The organism is Enterococcus olivae (assembly GCF_053760925.1).
In genome coordinates this window covers 113774-134512 of the sequence record NZ_JBSMVT010000006.1, presented here as the reverse complement: position 1 = coordinate 134512, position 20739 = coordinate 113774, and the positions used below count along the sequence as shown (strand labels likewise).

At 38.5% G+C, this 20739-nt stretch carries 25 protein-coding genes; 21 read left to right on the top strand and 4 right to left on the bottom strand.

The genetic code is table 11. The features are described from left to right. Positions 1-236: 236 nt before the first annotated feature. Together ACWODM_RS06375 and ACWODM_RS06370 are read right to left on the bottom strand one after the other, a co-directional pair. Positions 237-776: a M56 family metallopeptidase gene (locus tag ACWODM_RS06375; RefSeq protein WP_455320534.1), complete on the bottom strand. Its 540-nt coding sequence runs from the start codon at positions 774-776 to the stop codon at positions 237-239. 5 nt (positions 777-781) lie between these two features. Next, complete coding sequence (locus ACWODM_RS06370) at positions 782-1147, bottom strand: BlaI/MecI/CopY family transcriptional regulator (RefSeq protein WP_455320533.1); 366 nt, start codon at positions 1145-1147, stop codon at positions 782-784. Positions 1148-1611: 464 nt separating this feature from the next. Here ACWODM_RS06370 and ACWODM_RS06365 point away from each other — a divergent pair, with 464 nt between their 5' ends. The 14 genes from ACWODM_RS06365 to hisS all read left to right on the top strand — a co-directional run bounded on the left by ACWODM_RS06365 (position 1612) and on the right by hisS (position 10810). Continuing rightward, the gene (locus tag ACWODM_RS06365; RefSeq protein ID WP_194187834.1) at positions 1612-1998 is read left to right on the top strand and encodes a hypothetical protein; all 387 of its coding nucleotides are present in this window, start codon (positions 1612-1614) and stop codon (positions 1996-1998) included. A gap of 140 nt (positions 1999-2138) precedes the next feature. Then, positions 2139-2402, top strand: a complete 264-nt coding sequence (locus ACWODM_RS06360) for a hypothetical protein (protein WP_455320532.1) — start codon at positions 2139-2141, stop codon at positions 2400-2402. Positions 2403-2557: 155 nt separating this feature from the next. Next, positions 2558-2728 (top strand): hypothetical protein, encoded by a 171-nt coding sequence (locus ACWODM_RS06355; RefSeq protein WP_455320531.1) that lies wholly within the window; start codon positions 2558-2560, stop codon positions 2726-2728. Between the two features lie 83 nt (positions 2729-2811). Next, positions 2812-3090 carry a hypothetical protein gene (locus ACWODM_RS06350; protein WP_455320530.1) on the top strand — a complete coding sequence of 93 codons (279 nt, stop codon included), beginning with the start codon at positions 2812-2814 and terminating at the stop codon, positions 3088-3090. A 461-nt stretch (positions 3091-3551) separates the two neighbouring features. Next, on the top strand, positions 3552-4877 hold the full coding sequence (locus ACWODM_RS06345; protein ID WP_455320529.1) for an FtsK/SpoIIIE domain-containing protein: 1326 nt from the start codon (positions 3552-3554) through the stop codon (positions 4875-4877). Positions 4878-5063: 186 nt separating this feature from the next. Further along, entirely contained in the window at positions 5064-5375 is a 312-nt protein-coding gene (locus ACWODM_RS06340; protein ID WP_203369290.1) for a hypothetical protein, read from the top strand. 23 nt (positions 5376-5398) lie between these two features. After that, a complete protein-coding gene (locus tag ACWODM_RS06335; RefSeq protein WP_455320528.1) occupies positions 5399-5662 on the top strand; it encodes a hypothetical protein in 264 nt (87 codons plus the stop codon). Between the two features lie 191 nt (positions 5663-5853). Beyond that, positions 5854-6666 carry a rolling circle replication-associated protein gene (locus ACWODM_RS06330; RefSeq protein ID WP_455320527.1) on the top strand — a complete coding sequence of 271 codons (813 nt, stop codon included), beginning with the start codon at positions 5854-5856 and terminating at the stop codon, positions 6664-6666. Further along, the gene (locus tag ACWODM_RS06325; protein ID WP_455320526.1) at positions 6659-6928 is read left to right on the top strand and encodes a hypothetical protein; all 270 of its coding nucleotides are present in this window, start codon (positions 6659-6661) and stop codon (positions 6926-6928) included. The genes ACWODM_RS06330 and ACWODM_RS06325 overlap by 8 nt, the downstream gene beginning before the upstream one ends. 236 nt (positions 6929-7164) lie before the next feature. Then, a complete protein-coding gene (locus ACWODM_RS06320; RefSeq protein ID WP_455320537.1) occupies positions 7165-7632 on the top strand; it encodes an HD domain-containing protein in 468 nt (155 codons plus the stop codon). Between the two features lie 4 nt (positions 7633-7636). Continuing rightward, a complete protein-coding gene (locus ACWODM_RS06315; RefSeq protein ID WP_455320525.1) occupies positions 7637-7843 on the top strand; it encodes a DUF3173 domain-containing protein in 207 nt (68 codons plus the stop codon). Beyond that, a complete protein-coding gene (locus ACWODM_RS06310; protein WP_455320524.1) occupies positions 7833-9044 on the top strand; it encodes a tyrosine-type recombinase/integrase in 1212 nt (403 codons plus the stop codon). Before ACWODM_RS06315 ends, ACWODM_RS06310 begins: the two co-directional genes overlap by 11 nt. Before the next feature lie 21 nt (positions 9045-9065). Next, a complete protein-coding gene (locus ACWODM_RS06305) occupies positions 9066-9428 on the top strand; it encodes a hypothetical protein (RefSeq protein ID WP_455320523.1) in 363 nt (120 codons plus the stop codon). Between the two features lie 86 nt (positions 9429-9514). Then, positions 9515-10810 carry a histidine--tRNA ligase gene (gene hisS, locus ACWODM_RS06300; protein ID WP_455320522.1) on the top strand — a complete coding sequence of 432 codons (1296 nt, stop codon included), beginning with the start codon at positions 9515-9517 and terminating at the stop codon, positions 10808-10810. Between the two features lie 148 nt (positions 10811-10958). Here hisS and guaA read toward each other — a convergent pair whose 3' ends face one another. Both guaA and coaA read right to left on the bottom strand, forming a co-directional pair. After that, positions 10959-12524, bottom strand: coding sequence for a glutamine-hydrolyzing GMP synthase (gene guaA, locus ACWODM_RS06295; RefSeq protein ID WP_455320521.1), 1566 nt, complete (start codon positions 12522-12524; stop codon positions 10959-10961). Positions 12525-12644: 120 nt separating this feature from the next. Then, positions 12645-13568 (bottom strand): type I pantothenate kinase, encoded by a 924-nt coding sequence (gene coaA / locus ACWODM_RS06290; protein ID WP_455320520.1) that lies wholly within the window; start codon positions 13566-13568, stop codon positions 12645-12647. A gap of 165 nt (positions 13569-13733) precedes the next feature. Between coaA and ACWODM_RS06285 the strand changes: the two genes are divergently transcribed. From ACWODM_RS06285 to ACWODM_RS06255, 7 genes are all read left to right on the top strand, one after another. Next, positions 13734-14342: a class I SAM-dependent methyltransferase gene (locus tag ACWODM_RS06285; RefSeq protein ID WP_455320519.1), complete on the top strand. Its 609-nt coding sequence runs from the start codon at positions 13734-13736 to the stop codon at positions 14340-14342. Between the two features lie 215 nt (positions 14343-14557). Further along, complete coding sequence (locus tag ACWODM_RS06280) at positions 14558-15829, top strand: O-acetylhomoserine aminocarboxypropyltransferase/cysteine synthase family protein (protein ID WP_455320518.1); 1272 nt, start codon at positions 14558-14560, stop codon at positions 15827-15829. A 134-nt stretch (positions 15830-15963) separates the two neighbouring features. Beyond that, positions 15964-16983, top strand: a complete 1020-nt coding sequence (locus ACWODM_RS06275) for a LacI family DNA-binding transcriptional regulator (RefSeq protein ID WP_455320517.1) — start codon at positions 15964-15966, stop codon at positions 16981-16983. A 172-nt stretch (positions 16984-17155) separates the two neighbouring features. Further along, positions 17156-18457, top strand: a complete 1302-nt coding sequence (locus ACWODM_RS06270; RefSeq protein ID WP_455320516.1) for a pyrimidine-nucleoside phosphorylase — start codon at positions 17156-17158, stop codon at positions 18455-18457. Positions 18458-18472: 15 nt separating this feature from the next. Beyond that, entirely contained in the window at positions 18473-19135 is a 663-nt protein-coding gene (gene deoC / locus ACWODM_RS06265) for a deoxyribose-phosphate aldolase (protein WP_455320515.1), read from the top strand. 11 nt (positions 19136-19146) lie between these two features. Further along, a complete protein-coding gene (locus ACWODM_RS06260) occupies positions 19147-19545 on the top strand; it encodes a cytidine deaminase (protein ID WP_455320514.1) in 399 nt (132 codons plus the stop codon). A 76-nt stretch (positions 19546-19621) separates the two neighbouring features. Further along, the gene (locus tag ACWODM_RS06255; RefSeq protein ID WP_455320513.1) at positions 19622-20737 is read left to right on the top strand and encodes a BMP family lipoprotein; all 1116 of its coding nucleotides are present in this window, start codon (positions 19622-19624) and stop codon (positions 20735-20737) included. The last annotated feature ends 2 nt before the right edge of the window (positions 20738-20739 follow it).

Below are 20739 nucleotides of genomic sequence, written 5' to 3'. Positions count from 1 at the left end.
GTTTTCGAGCGCCTAAGGCGATCCAGAAAATGGATTTAAACTAATTATCGAGTAAATTTTTACCCAATTCTGTTTCAAGGGAGCAGTCTGCCCTTAAATAGGTAAAAGTTTTTTAAAAAGCTTTATCCAAGAGTATACAGTCTGAAAACAGATTATTTTTAGAGAAAATACCTGACCTTATTTCAAAATAGGTTATTCGTTCGATAAAATAGATTAAATATTGAGCTATGAATTATTCAGGTTTCATGCAAAATTATATATTTTAATTCTTGTTTTGAATATTCAATATTTGGTATTAATATCATAGGTCGAAGTACATTTACTAGAATGGGTGAGTCGATGGTTGAATTTGAATAAATTCGTTCTCTATAAACTTTATTAACGAAGCTAAAATCCAATTGTCCAGTACTTTTTTTATGCTCTGTTCTTTTTGAGTAATTATTGATACCAATTATTTCTTTTATTAAAAAAAATATGCTTATTATAAAACCAATAAACCATATAAGTAGAAGAACGTAACCTATACTGATGCCTTGTATTTCTATAGCGAAAAAATTTTGAAAAGCAGGCATGATGACCCGTGAAGGAATTGTCTTTGTCCAACTCCATTCAAATGGAAGCAGTAATCGGCAAAAAATAAAGAAGTAAACTAATATTAAGGAATTATATTTTATATATTTTCCAATTCGTTCTATCTTCAATTGAAAAGTTAAGATAATAGTTAAACATAATACGATTATAAGAGATATAAATAGAGAAGATACGGACAACCTCATTTATCTCACTTCCTTTTTAAGCTTTTTCTTTTCTTAGCAATTAATAGTTCTAATTTGTCTAACTCTTCTTCCGTCTCACTTCCTTCAATAAAATTAGCTACTAAATGTTGTAGGTTTTGTTCAGAAAGATCTTGCTGAACAAAATCTTCTTTTGAAATTGTTGGACTAAAAAATTGAGTCAAAGCTTTTTTATTCTTTCCAATATGTGTTACTTCTAATAACTTTTTATTTGTCAATTGACGAACGATAACACGAACTGTATTCTTATTTAAATTTGGATTAATAAGAAGAACGTCTGTGACACACAAAGCTCTGGATGAATCCCAAAAAACTTCCAAAACTTCCCTTTCAACTTTTGTAAGTGTTTGCATAATGTTGAGTTCCTTTCTTTTTTTATAATAATATTTTATATCTTGAGTAAAAAAATATCAAGGTTAATGATATGAATTTATGATAAATAATTAAAAAAATCCTGCCACTTTTATATTATGACAGGATTTTTTGGTAGGGAAAAAGGTAGGGAACACCCTACTTTTTAATGATAATTAGTATTTATACATATTGTTAAACGTTGATATATCGGCATTCCCCATTCATATTATGTTGACTCTTTATTCCCACTCGACTAGTAGCAAATGCCTAACAAGTGTGGTTTGTTGTTCTGAAGACATTAATGAATTCTATAATTGATATAAAAGCATTTAAAATTAAATAGATGGTTACCACACAGTTACCCAAGATGATTATTAAATTGTGTATTTTGTCCCCCTCATAAAGTGACAACTGTGTCTGTATTTGATAAAATTATATAAAAGATATATTGGAGGTTAGACGGATGAGATTGAGTGTAAGATTAGCAAAAGAAACTATTGATGGTATTAGTGAATTAAAGCAAAATTTAGAAAATGAGTCGACTTATTCAGGTTTACGAATTACTAACGGTTTTGTAGTTGGAATAGCATATGAAGAGACAAAAGATTTTGCTAATGATACTTGGGGAGAAGTTATAAGAACTAAGCGAATACCTAAAAATAATGTAGATAAAAAATCACTGGAAATCAAAACCAATTTGGTATTGAGCCAAGATGTAGTGGATGGTATAAATGAATTAAAAAAGATTCTGCCTAATTATCTACCAGAAGTATCATATGTTACGACTTCTTATGTAATAAGAGTTATGGTTAGAGCTGCTCTTTTAAAAAGAGAGAGAAAGATTGGATAAAACAAAGTTAGTTGATCGAAACAGATCGCTAACTTTTTTTCTTTTTTTAAATAAAGTCGCTTTACAAAGGGGACAATACGGGTTATACTAATTTTGTCCCCTTTTGAAGGGGATAGAAACAGACAGAAAGAGGAGATCACATGAAAGTAAATATTGATAGTGTAGAATCAGCAAAGAAAGCTCAAGAAATTATTCGTAAATCTAATCAAAATGAAGCTAGAGCCCAACATCAAAAGCAACGAGATCAATTGTTAGAAGAATATACTCAGGAAAGAGAAGCCTTTGATAAAAAATGGGAATCAGCAATGCCTACTATAGAAGCTTTCAATAAAGAGGCTAATGAATTGGCGTCTAAGTTCAACAAACGAATGAAGGAATTAGATAAAGAAGCAAGAACCTTATAAGAAAGGTGTAAGAAACATGTTTGAATATATCGAGGAATTACAAAGCCATGGAGCGACTCAAGAAGAAATCGAAGCTTATATTGATTTCTGTGATGAGTGGGAGGAAATAAATTCAGAAAACTGGCAATTTTAGAGAGGAGAGGAGGAGTGTAGATATGTATGAAACAACAGACGGAAAAGAGATAGAACGCATTGAAATCGACGTTAGTAGGCTTGAAGAGCTGTTTGAAAAATATGCCTTATATCTCCCAGATCAGTATCTGAGTATCCTCGATTATCTTGAATATGACATCGTGAACGCAAGTACAGTTGTAAAGGTGGTGTAACAAATGGCTAGTCGTATCAGAGGATCACCAACAAAGCTATGTTGTCTGTCACTTATGAATAATAGAAGAAAGAAGGAACTAAAATGTTAGAAACGTATTCAGAAAAAACTTTACGGAAATTGAAGGAAATCGCTGGTCTAATCTCAGGTGAAACCAAAGTGCCGAATTTTAAAGATGCTATGAAAGCAAAGCGAGCGTTAGAAGGAAAACTCACTGGTGAAGGGACAGTTAATATGCGGTATGCGAAAGACGTACTTATAGCCTTGGAATATGCTGAAAACAAGAAATATCCGTTCTCTCAAAATACAATGCTTTTCGATATAGAAAATGGTCAATATCACGGGTTTCTTGCTTATCATTAAAAAAATAGGGGTTAATAGCCCCTTCCTGTTATGTAAATCATTAAAATAAACGAAAAGAAGGTTTTCTATTGAAAAATAATTACAATCCATGGCGAGTATCAACATTCACATTACTATTATTGCTATCAGTAGCGGTAGGCTTTTCAGGAAAGATTCAGCATTTTGATCTATCTAAGAGTGTCACGGGGGCAATAACGTTTGTAGGAATCTTAGTCCTAGTACAGTTGCCAGAGCTCATTATGACGTATTTGAGGGAAGGGAGAAACCAATGAGTGATAATGTGAAACAGAATTTGTTTTTTGTTTTAGCAATTTTACTTCTCTTGCTGGGAATGAATCCAAGTAAATTGCAGACGGCTTTATTACTTTTAGGGAGCTGTTCAGTACTGGCTTTTCTTTATTATCTTACTAAAGTTCGCATAAAAAATATGTTAAGTTTCTTTCGCAGAAGGTAATAAGTAAATGATTATGTTCGATTTCGCAAAAGAGTTCATAAAAAGAAGAAATATACCTACAAAAGAAATATATGTCTCCTTAGAGAACCGTAACGCTTTTCTAGATTACCCGATTATTCTGAGAAGAATTAGATCAATAATTTTGGCTATGGTACTGTTTATGGTGATACTGTCGTTTACGTTAAATAACGCTATTGTAATACTCCTCGTTTGGTTGTTGGGTATAATCGTTGCCATTAAGCAAATGAATTGGATTCGACACATAAGGAGAAAGATAAGCAATGAATTTAGCATGGACATACTTTTGTTAGAATTTATTCTGAATAACAATTTGTATACTGAAAAAGACGTTCTCAGATCGGCTGTATTTTCTTATGAGGAATTACCCGATAAATTGATTATCTATGCCATAAAATGCGGTGATAATTTCTCCTCACGTTTAGAAACACTAGATACCGAATTATCAGCCCTTTTAAATCTCCCGCTAACTGAGAAACTGAATAGAGCAGGTGTTGTTGAATATCATTTTCAGACGGTAGTACCAAAACGCTTACATGTAGTTTCAACAAATGAGAAAGAAGTGATCGAAACAACTGAAATAAATCTCGGAAACGGTGTCGTTTACAACCCTATTAAATGCCCACATATACTTGTTTCAGGCGGAACTGGAAGCGGTAAAAGCGTTTTCATAAGTTTTATGTTGATTCAGTTCTTGAAGCAAGAAGCGAATGTCATTTTATGTGACCAAAAGAACAGCGATCTAGGGGCATTGTCTCATTATTTAGGCAATGAAAAAGTTGCGACAACTCCTAATAATATTGCACGAGTGATAAGGTTAGCAGTTACTGAAATGCAAGAACGTTATAAATATATGAATGACAACTTTCAGTATGGGGCAAACTTCCAAATGCATGGTTTCAAGGCAACTTGGATTTTGTTTGATGAAATCGGGGCTTTCTCGGCTAGCGGAACGGATAAAAAAAGTAAGGAAGTCGTGAATGAGGTCATGGACGGAATCAAGCAGATTGTATTACTTGGTAGACAAGCAGGATATTTTATTTTGATCGCAGGCCAGCAGGTAAACGCTTCCAATTTAAGCACAGAACTTAGAGATAACCTAGGATTGCGGATTAGTTTAGGCCAAAATAGCTCAGAAGGCTACAAAATGGTGCTTGGGTCTGCAACCCCTGATAAGATCCCACCAATTGAAGTGAAAGGCGCTGGACTCCTTTATATGCAGGGGAGCGGGAAAGAAAAAGCTCAATACTGGGAAAGCCCATATATCGACATGGAAAATTTCGATTTTATTGCAGAACTTCAAAAGTATATCTAAACCAACCAATTGCAACTGATTTTTTGATTGTAATTAGTGGTTTTCTAATTGCAATTGAAAAATCGGTTTTTCATCAGCGTAATTTGCTGATGATGAACTTAAAAAACCAGATAAAAATAAAAACTTATAAAACTTGATCCCAGTTTGGGAAACTTAAAGATGAAAAGAGGAATAATAACAATGGCAATTAAATTAAACGATTTTCTTTCAGCAGAGCCCTTAGGGAATAACATGGTTGCGATCAAATCATACAGCGAGGTCTTAGATCGTGAGACGCAAAAACTTTCAGCATATCGCTTAAATGTGTCTATTCAAGATGAAAACTCGGATTTCTTTATGGAGATGATACAGGTCAAGGTGAAATCACTTGCGCCTACAGTTTCGGTAGCGGATTTGAAAAATAATAAGGCTACCCCAGTGGTACTAAAAGATTTACAGGTGGGTCAGTTTAATGGCAATCTTTGGTTTTCATGTGCTGATGTCTTACCAGTTAAGTAATTTAAGTGTTAGGGGGAGCTATCATGGAGTTGATCCATATATGTGAAGTTTGCGGAAAGACTGCGATTCTTGATGAAGAAATGGCTTATAATCAAGGTTGGGATTATCCAAGGCGGATGGGAACATTTGGAATCGTCTCGCCTCGTACATGTGGAGACTGTTCAATCACTGATACAGTGTGGTGGAAACTCGCATGTGAAAAAGTTCCTATCGAACAATTAGATGTGCATCAGAAGCAAGTAATCTGGAGGATACTACATGAGCCAGAGAGTATAACACCGAAATAAGAGCAATGTAGCTCTTATCTAAGCCCAAGAGCAGGGACTGCCAACGGAGTTGAGCAAGCGTAGCGTGTCAGTGGAACGACTGCTCTTGGACTTAGATTTAGTGCTACGGAAGCGAATGAAATTCGCTTCCTAGTTTATTTATTATATAGACAATCTTAAGGCGAAAAAACCGCCAGCAGGGACTGATTTTTTTGTCAGGTTACAACCAAAAAATAGTCCGAACAAGATCATATGTGGAAATATGGGAATATGAAAAACCAATATTTACAAAAGGTGAATTGCTTGAAACTAATGAACAACTGAACATAGATAAAGATAAAACAAAGCGAAAAACTTTTGATGAACTCACTACCGAGGAACAGGAAAAACGTCTGGATAGAATGAATAAGACTAGACAAGAAGCAAAATGGAGAATACTTAGACTAGTTGATTGTAACTTCGATGATAGAACTTCATTTCTAACGTTAACAACAAAAGAAAATATTCAGGATAGAGACGAATTTTGCAATTACTTTAAATCATTTATCAAACGCTATAATTACCAAGTTTTTAATTCAAAAAAAAGTAAACTACGATATCTTGCAGTATTGGAACGCCAGCAAAGAAAAGCTTGGCATGTGCATATTTTATTGTTTGGAGTTCCTTTTGTACCACATAAAGAATTATTGGAAATGTGGGGATTGGGGGCAGTTCGGATCAACCGCCTTGATAACTTAGACGAGGTTTCTAATGCGGGGCGGTATGTTGCAAAGTATATGGAAAAAGGTATCGGTCAAGAACTTCTTGAAAGCTTTGGGAAAAAGGCATATCTGTGTTCAAGAAACTTAAAGAAGCCAGATGAAACAAAGCAATTCATGAAAGAAAAGCTTGAATTTGATTCAAAAGTTGTTCTTTATGAAACTGAATATACTAGCAGGATTTACAAAGACGGTCAGTTAATTGTCAATCCTGTAAGATATAGAAAGATAAAACTAATAGACGAGAGGGGGAGCGCTAATGAATAAGCTAGAGAATGACAGCCCACAGGGAAAGTATTTTTTTCATACATTGTCAGGAAGCAATTACACTTTGATGATTGAAGATGATGGAAAAAGATGGATACAGCGCTTTAGTGATAATACTCTGAGGAAAGATTCCCAAAAAATATATCTATTAAAAATTATCAGCTTAGAGGTGGGGAAACAAGGATACTTGTTGCTTGAACCTTTGGGCGCTGGAAATAGTACATTGCGAATTACAACACCTATCACTAAGATTTATCAATAAATAAGAAAGTAGGGGGCAATATGGAGGAGCAAATTTTCAATATTGGCGATTATGTAGAGGTTGTGAATGAAAAGATAGATATCACGTATGTTGGCTATGTTGCTGGCATAAACAATCATGGTATTGAAGGAAATGGCTCAACATATCGAGGTGGAAAATACTCTTACGATATTTTAGTCGAGAGAAATGGTAAACATATTATTATGGCCAAAAATGCTGTGGTTGTTGAAGATTCCATGAGATTATTAGCAAAGGCAGATACTATTGCAAGTAAAGCGTTAAAGGTAGCTTTAGATGCTCATGAAGGCCAAGTAGATAAGGCGGGTGTCGATTATGCAAACCATTTTGTTACTGTCGGTGAATTTGTCAAAGAAGTCACGAACAATGATCAGATTTTAGCAGTAGCTTATCTACATGACGTTCTTGAAGACACGGAAGTAACAGAAGAAGACTTGAGAGAAATATTTTCTGTTGATGTAGTTGAAGCTGTAAAAGCTTTGACAAAGGAAAAATACGAAAATTATCAGCATTACTTGGGTCGAGTGAAAACTAATAAGTGGGCTAGGATAGTTAAATTAGCTGATCTTAAACATAATAGTGATATGGATCGAATAAAAAAGAAGTTGAAAACTCCATTGGGTTGGAGAGACTTCAAACGTATGAAAAAGTATCAAGACGCAATAAAATTCTTGGAAGCGGAGTGATTGAATGGGAGTAGCAACGGTAAATAAAGATGATCTAATTGCGTTGGGGTACCCAAAAGCTACAGCTCAAGCAATTATTAGACAAGCAAAAAGTCAGTTGGTTGCTGAGGGATTAACTTTGTACTTGAATAAGCGCCTAGGTGTGGTGCCTAAAAGTAAGGTGGAAGAAATCATTGGAGTGAGTTTAGGTGCTATAGATTATGTCAGTTGAAAGAGCAACAAGAACAACCAAGTACGTTGGTGTATACCAAGATTTAAAAACTAAGAAATATGGCTATCGTGTCAAACTTGGCACTGATCGAATTACAGGCAAGACGATACAAGAACATCGTAGAGGCTATAGAACTGCTGGTGAAGCCAATGAAGCTAGGACAGCAGCATTGAAAAAGAAACATGATCTAGGTGCGTTATCGAATGCAAATATGACCTATTCAGATTTTATGGATAGATACTATATTCCAGAATATAGAAACGGTGTGGAATCCTCAACTTGGAGATCACGAGAAGGTGTGTTAACTGAATTACAATCCAGATTTGGTAAAAAGAAGCCACGTGATATAACGTCACTAGATATTTTAGATTATAAAAATGAATTGTTGGAAAAACACAGTCAGAACTATGCACGATTAAAGTTTGGTATGTTCTCTAGATCAATGAAACAGGCAAAAAAGCATGGATTGTTAAAAGAGAATCTGGTGGAAATTGTAGGAGGCATTCCTAAACAAAAGCCAGAAGTTAACTTTTGGGTAAAAGATGAGTTTGAAAGAGTAATACAAACATTTTCTATTGAAGATTTTTATGAGCATATGTCTTTTGTTATGGTATGGCTATATTACATGACAGGTATGAGGGTTAATGAAGCTACAGCATTGTGGTATGAGGATATCGATTTCGAAAGTAAACAGATTAGAGTTTGGCATAATTTGGATTTTATTAATGGGAAAAATTGGAAACGGAAAACTAAAATGAAAACTGATGCTGGTCGTAGGATTATTTCTATTGATGATGATACTATTCGTATTTTAAAGGAATGGAAAAGCAAACAGGAGAAATATGGTAAGTTCGATTTTGTAATCTCTTATACAGGTGAACCACTTGGGAAATCTACAATTGGTAGGATTATTAAGCGACATGCTAAACTGGCAGGAGTTAAGGAAATACAACCTAAAGGATTACGTCATAGCCATGCAAGTTTATTAATCAATGAGCTAAAGGCCAATCCTTTAGCAGTTCAAAAACGATTAGGGCACTCAGATATCCAAATAACACTTGGGGTTTACAGCCATCTTTATCCAACGATAGACAGAGAGGTTGCTGATCAATTGGGTGGGAAAATTAACATTAAGACAGCAGATAAGAGCCTAACCAATTTTAACGGGAATCAATCGTATCAAAAAGAAAAACAGGATTAGAAAAATAAGGAGATATAAGTCATGACTAAAACAAATGATTTAATGATAGTCTTTTCACCCAAAAATTCAATTGGATATTTTGACATTGAAAATCAGGAACTGATTAGAATTGACGGCATAGAAAAAAATCACTTTATATATGAACATATTAAACCGCCATTTGATTGGTATTTTCATGATGATATCATGATTATCCCTGATCCTATACCGTCACCAAGAAAAAAATGGAACAAAACAATTACTGTTGCTAATCAAGTAATAAAGTGTACGGGACAATATATAGTATTCTATCATTTTAAAGAAAGAAATGATTTATTTAATTTTGCTTCCTCACTAACATTGCCAGAATTTGAATATCTGAAGAGTAATTTAATTATTAATTGAGATTTAAATTTGATGTATTTATACTACTCTAATAATGATAAAATATAGCTAGATTTTAAAATAAAGGGGATATACGAGGAGGAAATATGAATTTTCAAAGACCAAAGGGAACTAATGATATATTACCAGTGGTTGAATCAAAACATTGGCAATTCATTGAAGAAAAAGCACGAACATTATTTAGCAATTACCATTTCAACGAAATTAGAACACCTATTTTTGAGCACTATGAAGTATTCGTACGTAGTGTAGGTGACACTTCTGACATTGTATCTAAAGAAATGTATTCTTTTTATGATAAAAAGAATCGGCATATGACTCTTAGGCCAGAAGGTACTGCACCAGTTGTTCGTGCATATGTTGAAAATAGGCTCTTTGGACCTGAATTCAGTAACCCATATAAGCTATACTATATTGGACCAATGTTTCGATATGAGAACCCACAAAAAGGACGTTTACGTCAGTTTCATCAAATTGGGGTAGAAGCTTTTGGATCAGAAAACCCAGCTACAGATGTTGAAACAATTGCTATGGCAATGGATTTCTTCAAACAATTAGGTTTGCAAAAAATTCGCTTAGTGATTAATTCATTAGGGGATAAAGAAACTCGAGAAAACTATCGTCAAGCGTTAATTGATTATTTACTTCCTCATGAATCTGAACTAAGCGAAGACTCACAACGTCGTTTACAAGAAAATCCTTTACGAGTATTGGATAGTAAAGATAAACGGGATCAACAATTTGTTGCCGAAGCTCCATCGATTTTAGATTATTTAAGCAATGAGGCAAAATTCCACTTTGAGATGGTAACAACGATGCTAGATGCTTTAAAAATTGCCTATGAAATTGATTCCACTATGGTTCGTGGATTAGATTACTACACTCATACAATTTTTGAAATTATGAGTGATGAAAAGGAAATGGGGGCTCAATCAACGATTTGTGCGGGCGGTCGCTATAATCAATTAGTAGAAGAACTAGGAGGACCAGAAACGCCTGGTTTTGGTTTTGCTATGGGGATCGAACGGATATTGATGGTATTAAAGGCTGAAAGAGTAACTTTTCCAAAAGAAAATACCGTAGATGCATATGTAGTTAGCTTAGGTAAGGAAACAAACGCCGAATCACTTAAAGTGACACAAGCAATTCGTAATGCTGGCTTTTCCGCTGACCGTGACTTTATGAATCGCAAAGCGAAAGCACAATTTAAAACAGCAGAAAAGCTTGGAGCAACCTTAGTATTAACACTCGGTGAGCAGGAACTTGCTGATAGAATGATCAATATAAAAAATATGGATACACGAATTGAGAAAAGATTTATTTTATCAGATATTTATAATAATTTTTCAAAAATCTATGATGAAATGACACAAGAAAATTGAATTAATTAGTTAGTTATTAATCTAATTGGTAATTAAACTTCTATCATTATAAAAAAGATGGGAACCAGATAGTTACCACGGAGGGTACCAGATTAAAAAGAAAAGCCTAGAAACGTTGTATTATTAACGTCTAGGCTTTGATTTTATACTATTCCCACTCCACAGTCGCAGGCGGTTTGCTCGTAATATCATACACGATACGATTCACATGAGCCACTTCATTCACGATACGTACAGAGATCTTTTGCAAGACATCCCATGGGATACGTGCGAAGTCAGCAGTCATTCCATCGATAGAGGTTACTGCACGGATACCTACTGTGTAATCATAGGTACGACCGTCACCCATCACGCCAACAGAACGGATACCAGGTAATACCGTAAAGTATTGCCAAATGTCGCGATCCAAACCAGCTGCAGCGATTTCTTCACGCAAGATAGCATCTGACTCACGAACGACTTCCAGTTTTTCTTCTGTGATTTCTCCAAGAACACGAATTCCAAGACCTGGTCCAGGGAAAGGCTGACGCCAGACGATAGAATCCGGCATACCTAGCTCGCTACCTAATGCGCGGACTTCATCTTTGAAGAGCGTATCTAGTGGTTCGATCAATTCAAATTGCATCTCTTCTGGCAGACCGCCTACGTTGTGATGCGATTTGATTGTTTGTGCTGTTTCTGTACCCGATTCGATGATATCTGTATATAAAGTTCCTTGTGCTAAGAAAGCAACGCTGCCGTCGCTGGCAATTTTTGTTGCCTCGTCATCGAAGAGATAAACAAATTCATTTCCAATGATCTTGCGTTTTTGTTCGGGATCAGAGACACCTGCAAGTTTAGACAAGAAGCGTTCGCGGGCATCTACTTTGATGATGTTCAAACCGAATTTTCCGCCTAGCATATCCATGACCTGTGCCGCTTCGCCTTTACGCAGCAAGCCGTGGTCTACGAAGATACAGGTTAGTTGATCGCCGATCGCTTTTTGTAGTAGCACACCAACAACGGATGAGTCGACGCCACCAGACAAACCTAATAGGACTTTCTTTTCACCGACTGTTTGACGAATTTCTTCGATTTTCATGTCGATAAAGTTTTCCATGCTCCAGTCAGCACTACATTGACAAACATCTAAGGCAAAATGTTTCAGTAGCTCATTGCCGTATTCAGAGTGACGAACTTCCGGATGGAATTGCACGCCGTACATTTGACGCTCGCTGTTTTGGATCGAAGCGATCGGGCAGTCTTTGCTTGTTCCCACGACTTCAAATCCTTCAGGTGCTTCAGTGACCAAATCACCATGACTCATCCAAACTGTTTGTTTTTCAGGAGTTGTTTGGAATAACTGTGCAGAAAGATTGACGATCTCTAATTCTGCTTTTCCGTATTCTTTGTTTTTTGCAGGTTCGACTTTCCCACCTAGTTTATGAGTGATCAACTGCATCCCATAGCAGATACCTAAAACAGGGATCCCTAGGTCCAAAATCTTTTCATCGATCCCAAAAGAATGGCTATCATAGACACTGTTCGGACCTCCAGATAAAATGATTCCTTTTGGATTGATCGCTTTTACTTCTTCCGCAGTGATTCGATGGCTCATTAATTCAGAGAAAACACCGAATTCACGGATCCGACGTGTAATCAGCTGATTGTACTGGCTACCGTAATCTAACACGATGATTTTTTCAACGTTCGGCATGTTGTCAACGTTTGTCACAATTCATTACCCCTATTCTGTTTGATTTATGAAAAAAATTATGAAAATTTTTTTAACTGATTGAACTGTCTTTATCATAAAGGACACCTAGTGAATTTGCAAAAACAATGGTCCTATACATCAGTACTTTCTTAGAAAGATCTGATCAATGAGGTGTTTGTGTGTTTTATGCAAAATGACATCTGCTCGACTCTTGGTCGGCAGGATATATTCTTTCAAATTTGTGAGATTGACATTTTTCCAGACAGATTGAGCCATTTTGATCGCATCTTGCCGGTCGCCGATCGCAAATTCATAATAATAGTTGGTTGGATCTAGGAAAGCTGTATCCAGCAAAGATTCGAATCGTTCCAAATACCAAGTCTCGATCAATTTAGGATCCGCATCAACAAAAATCGAGAAGTCAAAGAAATCACTGACATAGATTTGTTGATTTGCTGGCAATTGAAGGATGTTGATTCCTTCAACGATCAGGATATCCGGCTGCGAAAGAGTTTCATAAACATTTTCGACGATGTCGTAGACTTGATGTGAGTATGTCGGGATCTGAATGTGCTCTTCACCGGATTTGACCTGATGTAGAAATTCGATCAAGTGCTCCATGTCGTAACTTTCTGGGAAACCTTTGCGTTCCATCAATCCCCGTTCTTCAAGTATTTCATTTGGGAATAAAAAACCATCTGTCGTTACCATCCGGACATTTCGTCTGGGAAACAAACGAGAAAGCAGTGTTTGGACTAAACGTGCAGTCGTGCTTTTGCCAACAGCTACACTACCGGCGATCCCAATAATAAATGGTGGGACTTTGACGTAACGATGCAAAAAAAGCCCCTTACTCAATGTCAGAGATTCATACTCTTTACGATAAAGCTGAATCATATGACATAAAGGAATGTAGATGTCCTCCACGTCCTGCATAGAAATACGGTCATTCAAACTTTTGATACTATCTAATTCTTTTTGCGTCAGAGGCATGTGTTCTCTAGTATAGGAACCTTGCCACTCTTCCCGAGGGATCTGATAGTAGTTCGCGTTGTCCTTCATGGGAACCTCCTTCAATTACTCGAAAATAGTTTAACACAAAATAGTAGTAGCGGACATAAGAACTCAAGAAACAGAGCAAAATCTCTTGCCAAAAAGAAAAGATAGTTTACAAGAGAGAAATTTTCGGTATGATGAAAGAAACACTGAGGATGAAAGAGGGAAACTATGAGTAATCATTATTATAGCGAAAAACCGCAGACAGCCCATGATTTCGAAGAATGGGATTTTGAATTGAAAGGAAAAAATTTTCACTTTGTTACGGACAGTGGGGTATTCTCAAGAGAGACGGTAGATTATGGTTCCCGTGTGCTGATCGATGCTTTTGACTGGGAAGAGCTGCCAGAGGGTCCGATCCTTGATCTCGGCTGCGGCTATGGTCCGATTGGTTTGTCGATCAGCTTTGCGAGTGAACGTCTGGTTGAAATGGTGGATGTCAATCAGCGCGCCGTTGATCTGGCACAGCGTAATGCCCAGCGCAACGGGATCGAGAAGATCGAGATTCATTCGTCGTACATTTATGAAACACTGAATCATGAAAGCTATGCAGCCATTTTGAGCAATCCGCCGATCCGGGCTGGAAAACAAGTTGTGCATGAGATCTTGACAGAAGCCTATCCACGATTGAAAGTCGGTGGTACTTTGACGATCGTGATCCAGAAGAAGCAGGGAGCGCCTAGTGCCCAGAAGAAAATGAAGGACACATTCGGCAATGCAGAGATCATCAAAAAAGACAAAGGTTACTATATTATTCAGAGCGTGAAAGAAGAAGCATAAAGCTGTTTCTTCTTCACGTTTTTTTATTTGACTGTACCTAGAGATAGATAAAAACTATCACGAAAACGCTTGTTTCTCATGGTAATCTCATATATGATGAGCATTAAATAAGGATTGTTGCTAGCTTTGACGAGAAAGTAGTTTTTTATTAAAAAATGGCGAGATGGATCAGCTGGATGTTGAAGGTTGACGATCACAATAAGGGAGAAAAAAAGATGACAGACTATCATTTTGAAACATTGCAATTACACGGCGGGCAAACAGTAGATGAAACAGGAAGTAGAGCCGTACCATTGCATCAAACAACTTCTTATGTTTTTGAGGATGCGGATCAGGCGGCTGCAAGATTTGCTTTGGCAGAACCGGGAAATATCTATACACGGATCACCAACCCTACAACCAGTGTCTTAGAGGAACGTTTGGCTTTACTTGACGGAGGGGTAGGAGCGTTGGCAACGGCTTCAGGATCAGCCGCTATCACCTATGCGATCCAAAATATTGCGAGTGCGGGAGATCATATCGTATCTGCGGCTACGATCTATGGCGGGACTTACAACCTATTTGCGCATACACTACCGGAATTTGGAATCACAACGACCTTTGTGGATCCTGATGATTTAGAGGCATTAAAGGCGGCGATTCAAGAAAATACCAAGGCGGTCTTTGTCGAATCGTTGGGAAATCCGGACATCAATATCGTCGATTTGAAGAAAATCAGTGAGATTGCTCATGAAGCGCAGATCCCAGTGATCGTTGACAATACCTTTGCTACGCCGTATTTGTTCAAGCCTTTCGAATTTGGGGCCGATATCGTGGTTTATTCTGCGACAAAATTCCTCGGTGGTCATGGTCTGTCGATCGGAGGAGCGATCGTTGACGCCGGCAGCTTTGATTGGACGAATGGCAAGTTTGCTAAACTGGTCGATCCCGATCCTAGCTATCACGGAATCTCTTGGACCGAAGCTGTAGGAAATGCTGCGTATATTACCCGAGCACGAACGATTCTTTTGCGGGATACAGGGGCAGCAATTTCCCCTTTCAATGCTTGGACCATTCTATTAGGCATCGAGACACTTTCTCTACGGATGGAACGTCATGTGGAAAATGCTCAAAAAATAGCCGAATATTTAGCGAAACATCCCAAAGTAGCCTGGGTAAACTATCCAACGCTAGAGGGGAATAAGTACTACGATCGAGCGCAGGACTATTTCCCGAAAGGTACTAGCGCAGTCTTCTCCTTTGGACTAAAAGATGGAGCAGAAGCTGGCAAGAAGTTGGTGGGAATCACAACGATCTTCTCTCTACTGGCCAATGTAGGAGATGCAAAATCATTGATCATTCATCCCGCTTCAACCACGCATTCACAATTGAGTGAAGAAGAATTAAGTCAAACAGGAACGACACCAGAAACGATCCGCTTGTCTGTTGGATTGGAGAATGTCGATGATTTGATTGCTGATTTAGCTCAAGCACTGGATCAAGTCTAAAGAATAGCTGACAAGCACGAGTCGCAGAAAAAGCAATTGCTTTCTGCGACTCGTTTTTTTTCGAATAAGAGGGCGCTATGTTTTTTCAAAAAAATTTGATACACTAAGCGTGATAGAGAAGGGTGGAGAAAAAAGTGAAGCTGACGATTCGACAAATCGCTGAAATGGCGGGTGTTTCAGTGACGACTGTCTCACAGATTCTTAACAATAAAGGGAGCCGCTTTAGTGATGCTACCAGAAAAAGAGTGCTGGATATCGTGAATGAACATCAGTACAAGCCAGATTTTTTTGCCTCCAGCTTGATTACCCGTCATTCAAAAACGATTGGGATGATCGTTCCTGATGTCACAGATTTTTTCTTTTCAAAAGTAGTCGAAGGTGCAGAAAGTTACCTTAACCCTCTAGGCTATATGCTGATTTTATGTAATTCACGGCAGAGTATTGAAAAAGAGACCCGCTTTTTAAAAGAGCTGTCTCATCGATCGGTGGACGGAATCATTTTGGCTACGCCGAATCAATTGCCGGAAGAATATTCTTTGCAAAGTGGGTTTTATCATCGAATGCCGCTGATTTTAATCGATCGAGGATTGAATCGTCGTGAAGCGGGACGATTGATCGTAAAGGAGTATGAAGGAGCTTATCAAGCAGTCAGCTACTTGATCGACCAAGGACACCGACAGATTGGTCTGTTGAAGGAAAATACAGGCTATTATCAGTTGGAAGAACGCTACAATGGTTATCGTCATGCGTTGAAGGATGCAGACATTGATTTCAAACGTCAGTGGGTCGTTGCCGGTGAATTGACGGTAGAGGGTGGTTATGCCGCGGCCAAGGAGTTATTGCGAGTGAAGGACCTTACGGCGATTTTTTGTAGCAATGATGCGATGGCGATTGGCTGCTATCAGGCAATATACGAACTAGGGAAGAAAATTCCTGAAGATATTTCGGTTATAGGCTTTGATGGCTTGAAACTTTCGGAGTATACAAATCCACCATTGACAACAGTGATGCAACCAACCTTTGACATTGGCTTTACGGCAGCAAAATTTTTGGTGGATGCGATTGAGTTTCCAGAACGCCGAATTCCGAACAAAATTTTTGATACAAAATTAATAATTCGTGAGAGCGTGAAAAAAGAAACAAACTTAATGTGATTTGTAAAAATCACGTTAAGTTTATGTTTGACAATTCATTTGTTGTCATGTATTCTTTCTTTGGAAGGGTTTTCATAGTTGTGTATGTTAAGTAAAACGGTTTACTAAAGTGTTTTACCTAATAAAAAAATATTGTATAATGAAAACAATCGAGGAAGTGAGGTTCAAGTCTATGCGAATGGTGGATTTGATAGAAAAGAAACGCGATGGGGGCACACTGTCAGAGGAAGAGATTCAATTTATCGTAACCAAGTATACGGAGGATCAAATACCTGACTATCAAATGAGTGCACTACTCATGGCGATTTTTTATGAAGATATGACAGATGAAGAAATCACGGCACTTACGTTGGCCATGGCTCATTCGGGAGAAGTGATCGATCTGTCTTCGATCGAGGGAATCAAAGTGGACAAACATTCTACTGGTGGCGTTGGCGACACGACGACACTCATTCTCGCACCCTTAGTGGCAAGTGTCGGTGTTCCCGTAGCGAAGATGTCGGGTCGTGGTCTAGGGTATACAGGTGGAACATTGGATAAACTAGAATCGATCCCTGGTTTTCAGATCGAATTACCAGAGGAAGAATTTATACGTTTGGTCAACGAGAGTCAAGTCGCAGTGATTGGCCAGTCAGGCAATCTTGCCCCGGCTGATAAACGTTTATATGCTTTGCGAGATGTGACAGCAACGGTTAATTCGATTCCGTTGATTGCTAGCTCGATCATGAGTAAAAAAATTGCTGCTGGTGCCGATGCGATCGTTCTGGATGTAACGACCGGTGACGGCGCGTTCATGAAGAATCTGGAGGATGCTCGCAGATTGGCGCATACGATGGTTCGAATCGGTAAATTGGCTGATCGTCAAACGATGGCAGTCATTTCAGATATGTCACAGCCTTTGGGAGAAGCGATCGGTAATAGTTTGGAGGTCGTTGAAGCAATTGAAACATTGAAAGGCAATGGTCCGGAAGATTTGGTCGAAATGTGCTATGCTCTAGGCAGTCAAATGGTCGTTCTGGCAGACAAAGCGCAGAATTTGGAGGATGCCCGTCAATTGTTGGAGGAAGCCTTGTCTTCAGGGGAGGCTCTGGAAAAATTCAAAGAAATGATTCGCAATCAAGGCGGAGATGATTCTGTCATCGATCATCCAGAAAAACTACTAACAGCAAAATATGAAAAGTCTTTATTGGCAAAACGATCCGGCACCGTCACCAAGCTGGTAGCCAATGAACTAGGGATCGCGGCAATGATGCTGGGGGCTGGGAGAAGAACAAAAGAAGAGTCGATCGATCATGCAGTAGGTTTGAAGCTGCATAAAAAGGTTGGCGATACGGTAGAAGAAGGCGAGTCACTACTAACGATCTACAGCAATACAGAAGCTCTTCAAGAAGTGACCGAGTTGTTGTATCAGCACATTGAAATTGGGAATAATGGAGCAGAGCCTCCTTTGATTCATGAAATAATCACAGAATAGGACGTGGAAAAGAAAATGGAATTAAATCGAATGATGGACCATACTATTTTAAAAGCAGATACACCCAAGGCGGAAGTACTGCGTATTATTGAAGAGGCGAAGAAATATCACTTCTACTCTGTTTGTATCAATCCAGTATGGGTTTCTTTGGCGGCAGAAGAGTTAAAAGGTGAACCCGTAGCCGTTTGTACAGTCATTGGCTTCCCTTTAGGAGCGAATACCAGTGGGACGAAAGCTTTTGAAGCCGAAGAAGCAATTAAAAATGGAGCAGATGAGATTGACATGGTGATTTCTGTGGGGCAATTGAAATCAGGGAACGATGCGTATGTTCAAAAAGACATCGAAGCAGTCGTTGCTGTTGCCAAAGATCGTGCCTTAGTCAAAGTGATCATTGAAACCTGTCTACTGACAGATGAAGAGATCATCAAGGCATGCGAACTAGCAAAAGCTGCTGGAGCGGATTTCGTGAAGACTTCTACAGGATTCTCGACAGCGGGTGCTTCAGTTGAAGCTGTACATCTGATGCGTGAAACAGTTGGACCGGAGATGGGTGTGAAAGCATCAGGAGGTATCCACAATGAAGCTCAAGCACTAGCAATGGTTGAAGCTGGCGCAAGTCGTTTAGGAACAAGTGCAAGTGTAGCAATTATTTCTGGAGCAAGTGGCACAGGCTACTAAGAGGTGAAATGATGACCAAAGCAAAGCAAGAGTGGATAGACACTGCGGTCGCAGCATTGGATAAAGCCTATGTACCGTATTCACATTTTCCGGTAGGGGCGTGTCTAGTGACCAAAGAAGACGAGATCTATCAAGGATTGAATATTGAAAATGCTTCATACGGTCTAAGTAATTGTGCGGAGCGGACAGCGATCTTTAAGGCAGTTTCTGAAGGAAAAAGGGCATTCAAGCATCTAGTTGTCGCAGGACATACACCAGAACCAATCTCTCCTTGTGGGGCGTGTCGGCAAGTGATTGTTGAATTTTGTGAAGCTGATATGCCAGTCACACTTTTAGGAGACGACGGAGCAGTCAAAGAAACGACAGTCGAGGAACTGTTACCGTATTATTTTACGAACAAGGATTTATAGCAACATCTTTAAATTTGTTCATACAGTCTTGAACTGTTGAAAAATAAAAAACTATTTTATAGGGGGCTTTACAGAGATGAAAAAAGCAAAATTATTTAGTTTAGGTGCTGTGGTAATGGCAGGAGCGTTATTACTAGGTGCATGTGGCAATAATGGCGGGGGAACTGCTGAGACAGGTGACGGTGGCAGCCAAGGCGCGACAGACGCAGAACACAGTGTAGCGATCATCACAGATATCGGTGGGGTAGATGACCGTTCATTCAACCAATCTGCTTGGGAAGGTTTGCAAGCATGGGGTGAAGAACATGGTATCGCTCGTGGTGTAGGCGGATTTGATTACATCCAATCAGATGAAGCGTCTCAATATGCAACGAACATCAGCAATGCTGTTCAAAATGGCTTTAAAACAGTCTTTGGTGTAGGTTTCTTACTACAACCTGAGATCGAAGTAGCGGCACAACAATTTCCTGACACTCAATTTGGTATCGTTGACTCAGTGATCGAAGGCATGGACAATGTTGTTTCTGCAACATTTAGAGATCATGAAGCATCATACTTGGCAGGTGTAGCGGCAGCTTATACAACGAAAACAGATCAAGTTGGTTTTATCGGTGGAGAAGAAGGTTTTGTAATCGACCGTTTTGAAGCTGGATTTGTTCGAGGTGTAGAAGACACTGCTGAAAAATTAGGCAAAGAAATCGAAGTAGACGTTCAGTATGCAGCATCTTTCAATGATTCTGCTCGTGGGAAAGCAATCGCAGCATCTATGTACCAAAAAGGAATCGACATTATCTTCCATGCTTCAGGTGGTACTGGTGCAGGGGTCTTCCAAGAAGCTCGCGCAATCAATGAACAATTGACAGAAGCTGAATTAGAAGACAGCAAAGTTTGGGTTATTGGTGTAGATAGTGACCAAGAAGGCGAAGGTGCCTTCACCACTTCTGATGACGTAGACGACAACTTCACACTGACTTCTACACTGAAAGGTGTAGGCGCAGCAGTTCAGGATATCTCTACTCGTGCCTTGAACGATGAGTTCCCTGGTGGCGAGCATATCGTTTATGGCTTGTCTGATGGTGGGGTAGATCTTACAGAAGGTTTCCTTTCAGATGACGCTAAAGCAGCTGTTGCTGAAGTAAAAGATGAAATTATCGCTGGTAGTATCGAAGTTCCTGAAACACCGGGCGAATAATA

Excerpts from the sequence above, each read along its gene's own strand:
- ACWODM_RS06375 (WP_455320534.1), bottom strand. The coding sequence starts at position 776 with ATGAGGTTGTCCGTATCTTCTCTATTTATATCTCTTATAATCGTATTA.
- ACWODM_RS06370 (WP_455320533.1), bottom strand. The coding sequence starts at position 1,147 with ATGCAAACACTTACAAAAGTTGAAAGGGAAGTTTTGGAAGTTTTTTGG.
- ACWODM_RS06365 (WP_194187834.1), top strand. The coding sequence starts at position 1,612 with ATGAGATTGAGTGTAAGATTAGCAAAAGAAACTATTGATGGTATTAGT.
- ACWODM_RS06360 (WP_455320532.1), top strand. The coding sequence starts at position 2,139 with ATGAAAGTAAATATTGATAGTGTAGAATCAGCAAAGAAAGCTCAAGAA.
- ACWODM_RS06355 (WP_455320531.1), top strand. The coding sequence starts at position 2,558 with ATGTATGAAACAACAGACGGAAAAGAGATAGAACGCATTGAAATCGAC.
- ACWODM_RS06350 (WP_455320530.1), top strand. The coding sequence starts at position 2,812 with ATGTTAGAAACGTATTCAGAAAAAACTTTACGGAAATTGAAGGAAATC.
- ACWODM_RS06345 (WP_455320529.1), top strand. The coding sequence starts at position 3,552 with ATGATTATGTTCGATTTCGCAAAAGAGTTCATAAAAAGAAGAAATATA.
- ACWODM_RS06335 (WP_455320528.1), top strand. The coding sequence starts at position 5,399 with ATGGAGTTGATCCATATATGTGAAGTTTGCGGAAAGACTGCGATTCTT.
- ACWODM_RS06325 (WP_455320526.1), top strand. The coding sequence starts at position 6,659 with ATGAATAAGCTAGAGAATGACAGCCCACAGGGAAAGTATTTTTTTCAT.
- ACWODM_RS06320 (WP_455320537.1), top strand. The coding sequence starts at position 7,165 with ATGAGATTATTAGCAAAGGCAGATACTATTGCAAGTAAAGCGTTAAAG.
- ACWODM_RS06315 (WP_455320525.1), top strand. The coding sequence starts at position 7,637 with ATGGGAGTAGCAACGGTAAATAAAGATGATCTAATTGCGTTGGGGTAC.
- ACWODM_RS06310 (WP_455320524.1), top strand. The coding sequence starts at position 7,833 with ATGTCAGTTGAAAGAGCAACAAGAACAACCAAGTACGTTGGTGTATAC.
- ACWODM_RS06305 (WP_455320523.1), top strand. The coding sequence starts at position 9,066 with ATGACTAAAACAAATGATTTAATGATAGTCTTTTCACCCAAAAATTCA.
- hisS (WP_455320522.1), top strand. The coding sequence starts at position 9,515 with ATGAATTTTCAAAGACCAAAGGGAACTAATGATATATTACCAGTGGTT.
- coaA (WP_455320520.1), bottom strand. The coding sequence starts at position 13,568 with ATGAAGGACAACGCGAACTACTATCAGATCCCTCGGGAAGAGTGGCAA.
- ACWODM_RS06285 (WP_455320519.1), top strand. The coding sequence starts at position 13,734 with ATGAGTAATCATTATTATAGCGAAAAACCGCAGACAGCCCATGATTTC.
- ACWODM_RS06280 (WP_455320518.1), top strand. The coding sequence starts at position 14,558 with ATGACAGACTATCATTTTGAAACATTGCAATTACACGGCGGGCAAACA.
- ACWODM_RS06270 (WP_455320516.1), top strand. The coding sequence starts at position 17,156 with ATGCGAATGGTGGATTTGATAGAAAAGAAACGCGATGGGGGCACACTG.
- deoC (WP_455320515.1), top strand. The coding sequence starts at position 18,473 with ATGGAATTAAATCGAATGATGGACCATACTATTTTAAAAGCAGATACA.
- ACWODM_RS06260 (WP_455320514.1), top strand. The coding sequence starts at position 19,147 with ATGACCAAAGCAAAGCAAGAGTGGATAGACACTGCGGTCGCAGCATTG.
- ACWODM_RS06255 (WP_455320513.1), top strand. The coding sequence starts at position 19,622 with ATGAAAAAAGCAAAATTATTTAGTTTAGGTGCTGTGGTAATGGCAGGA.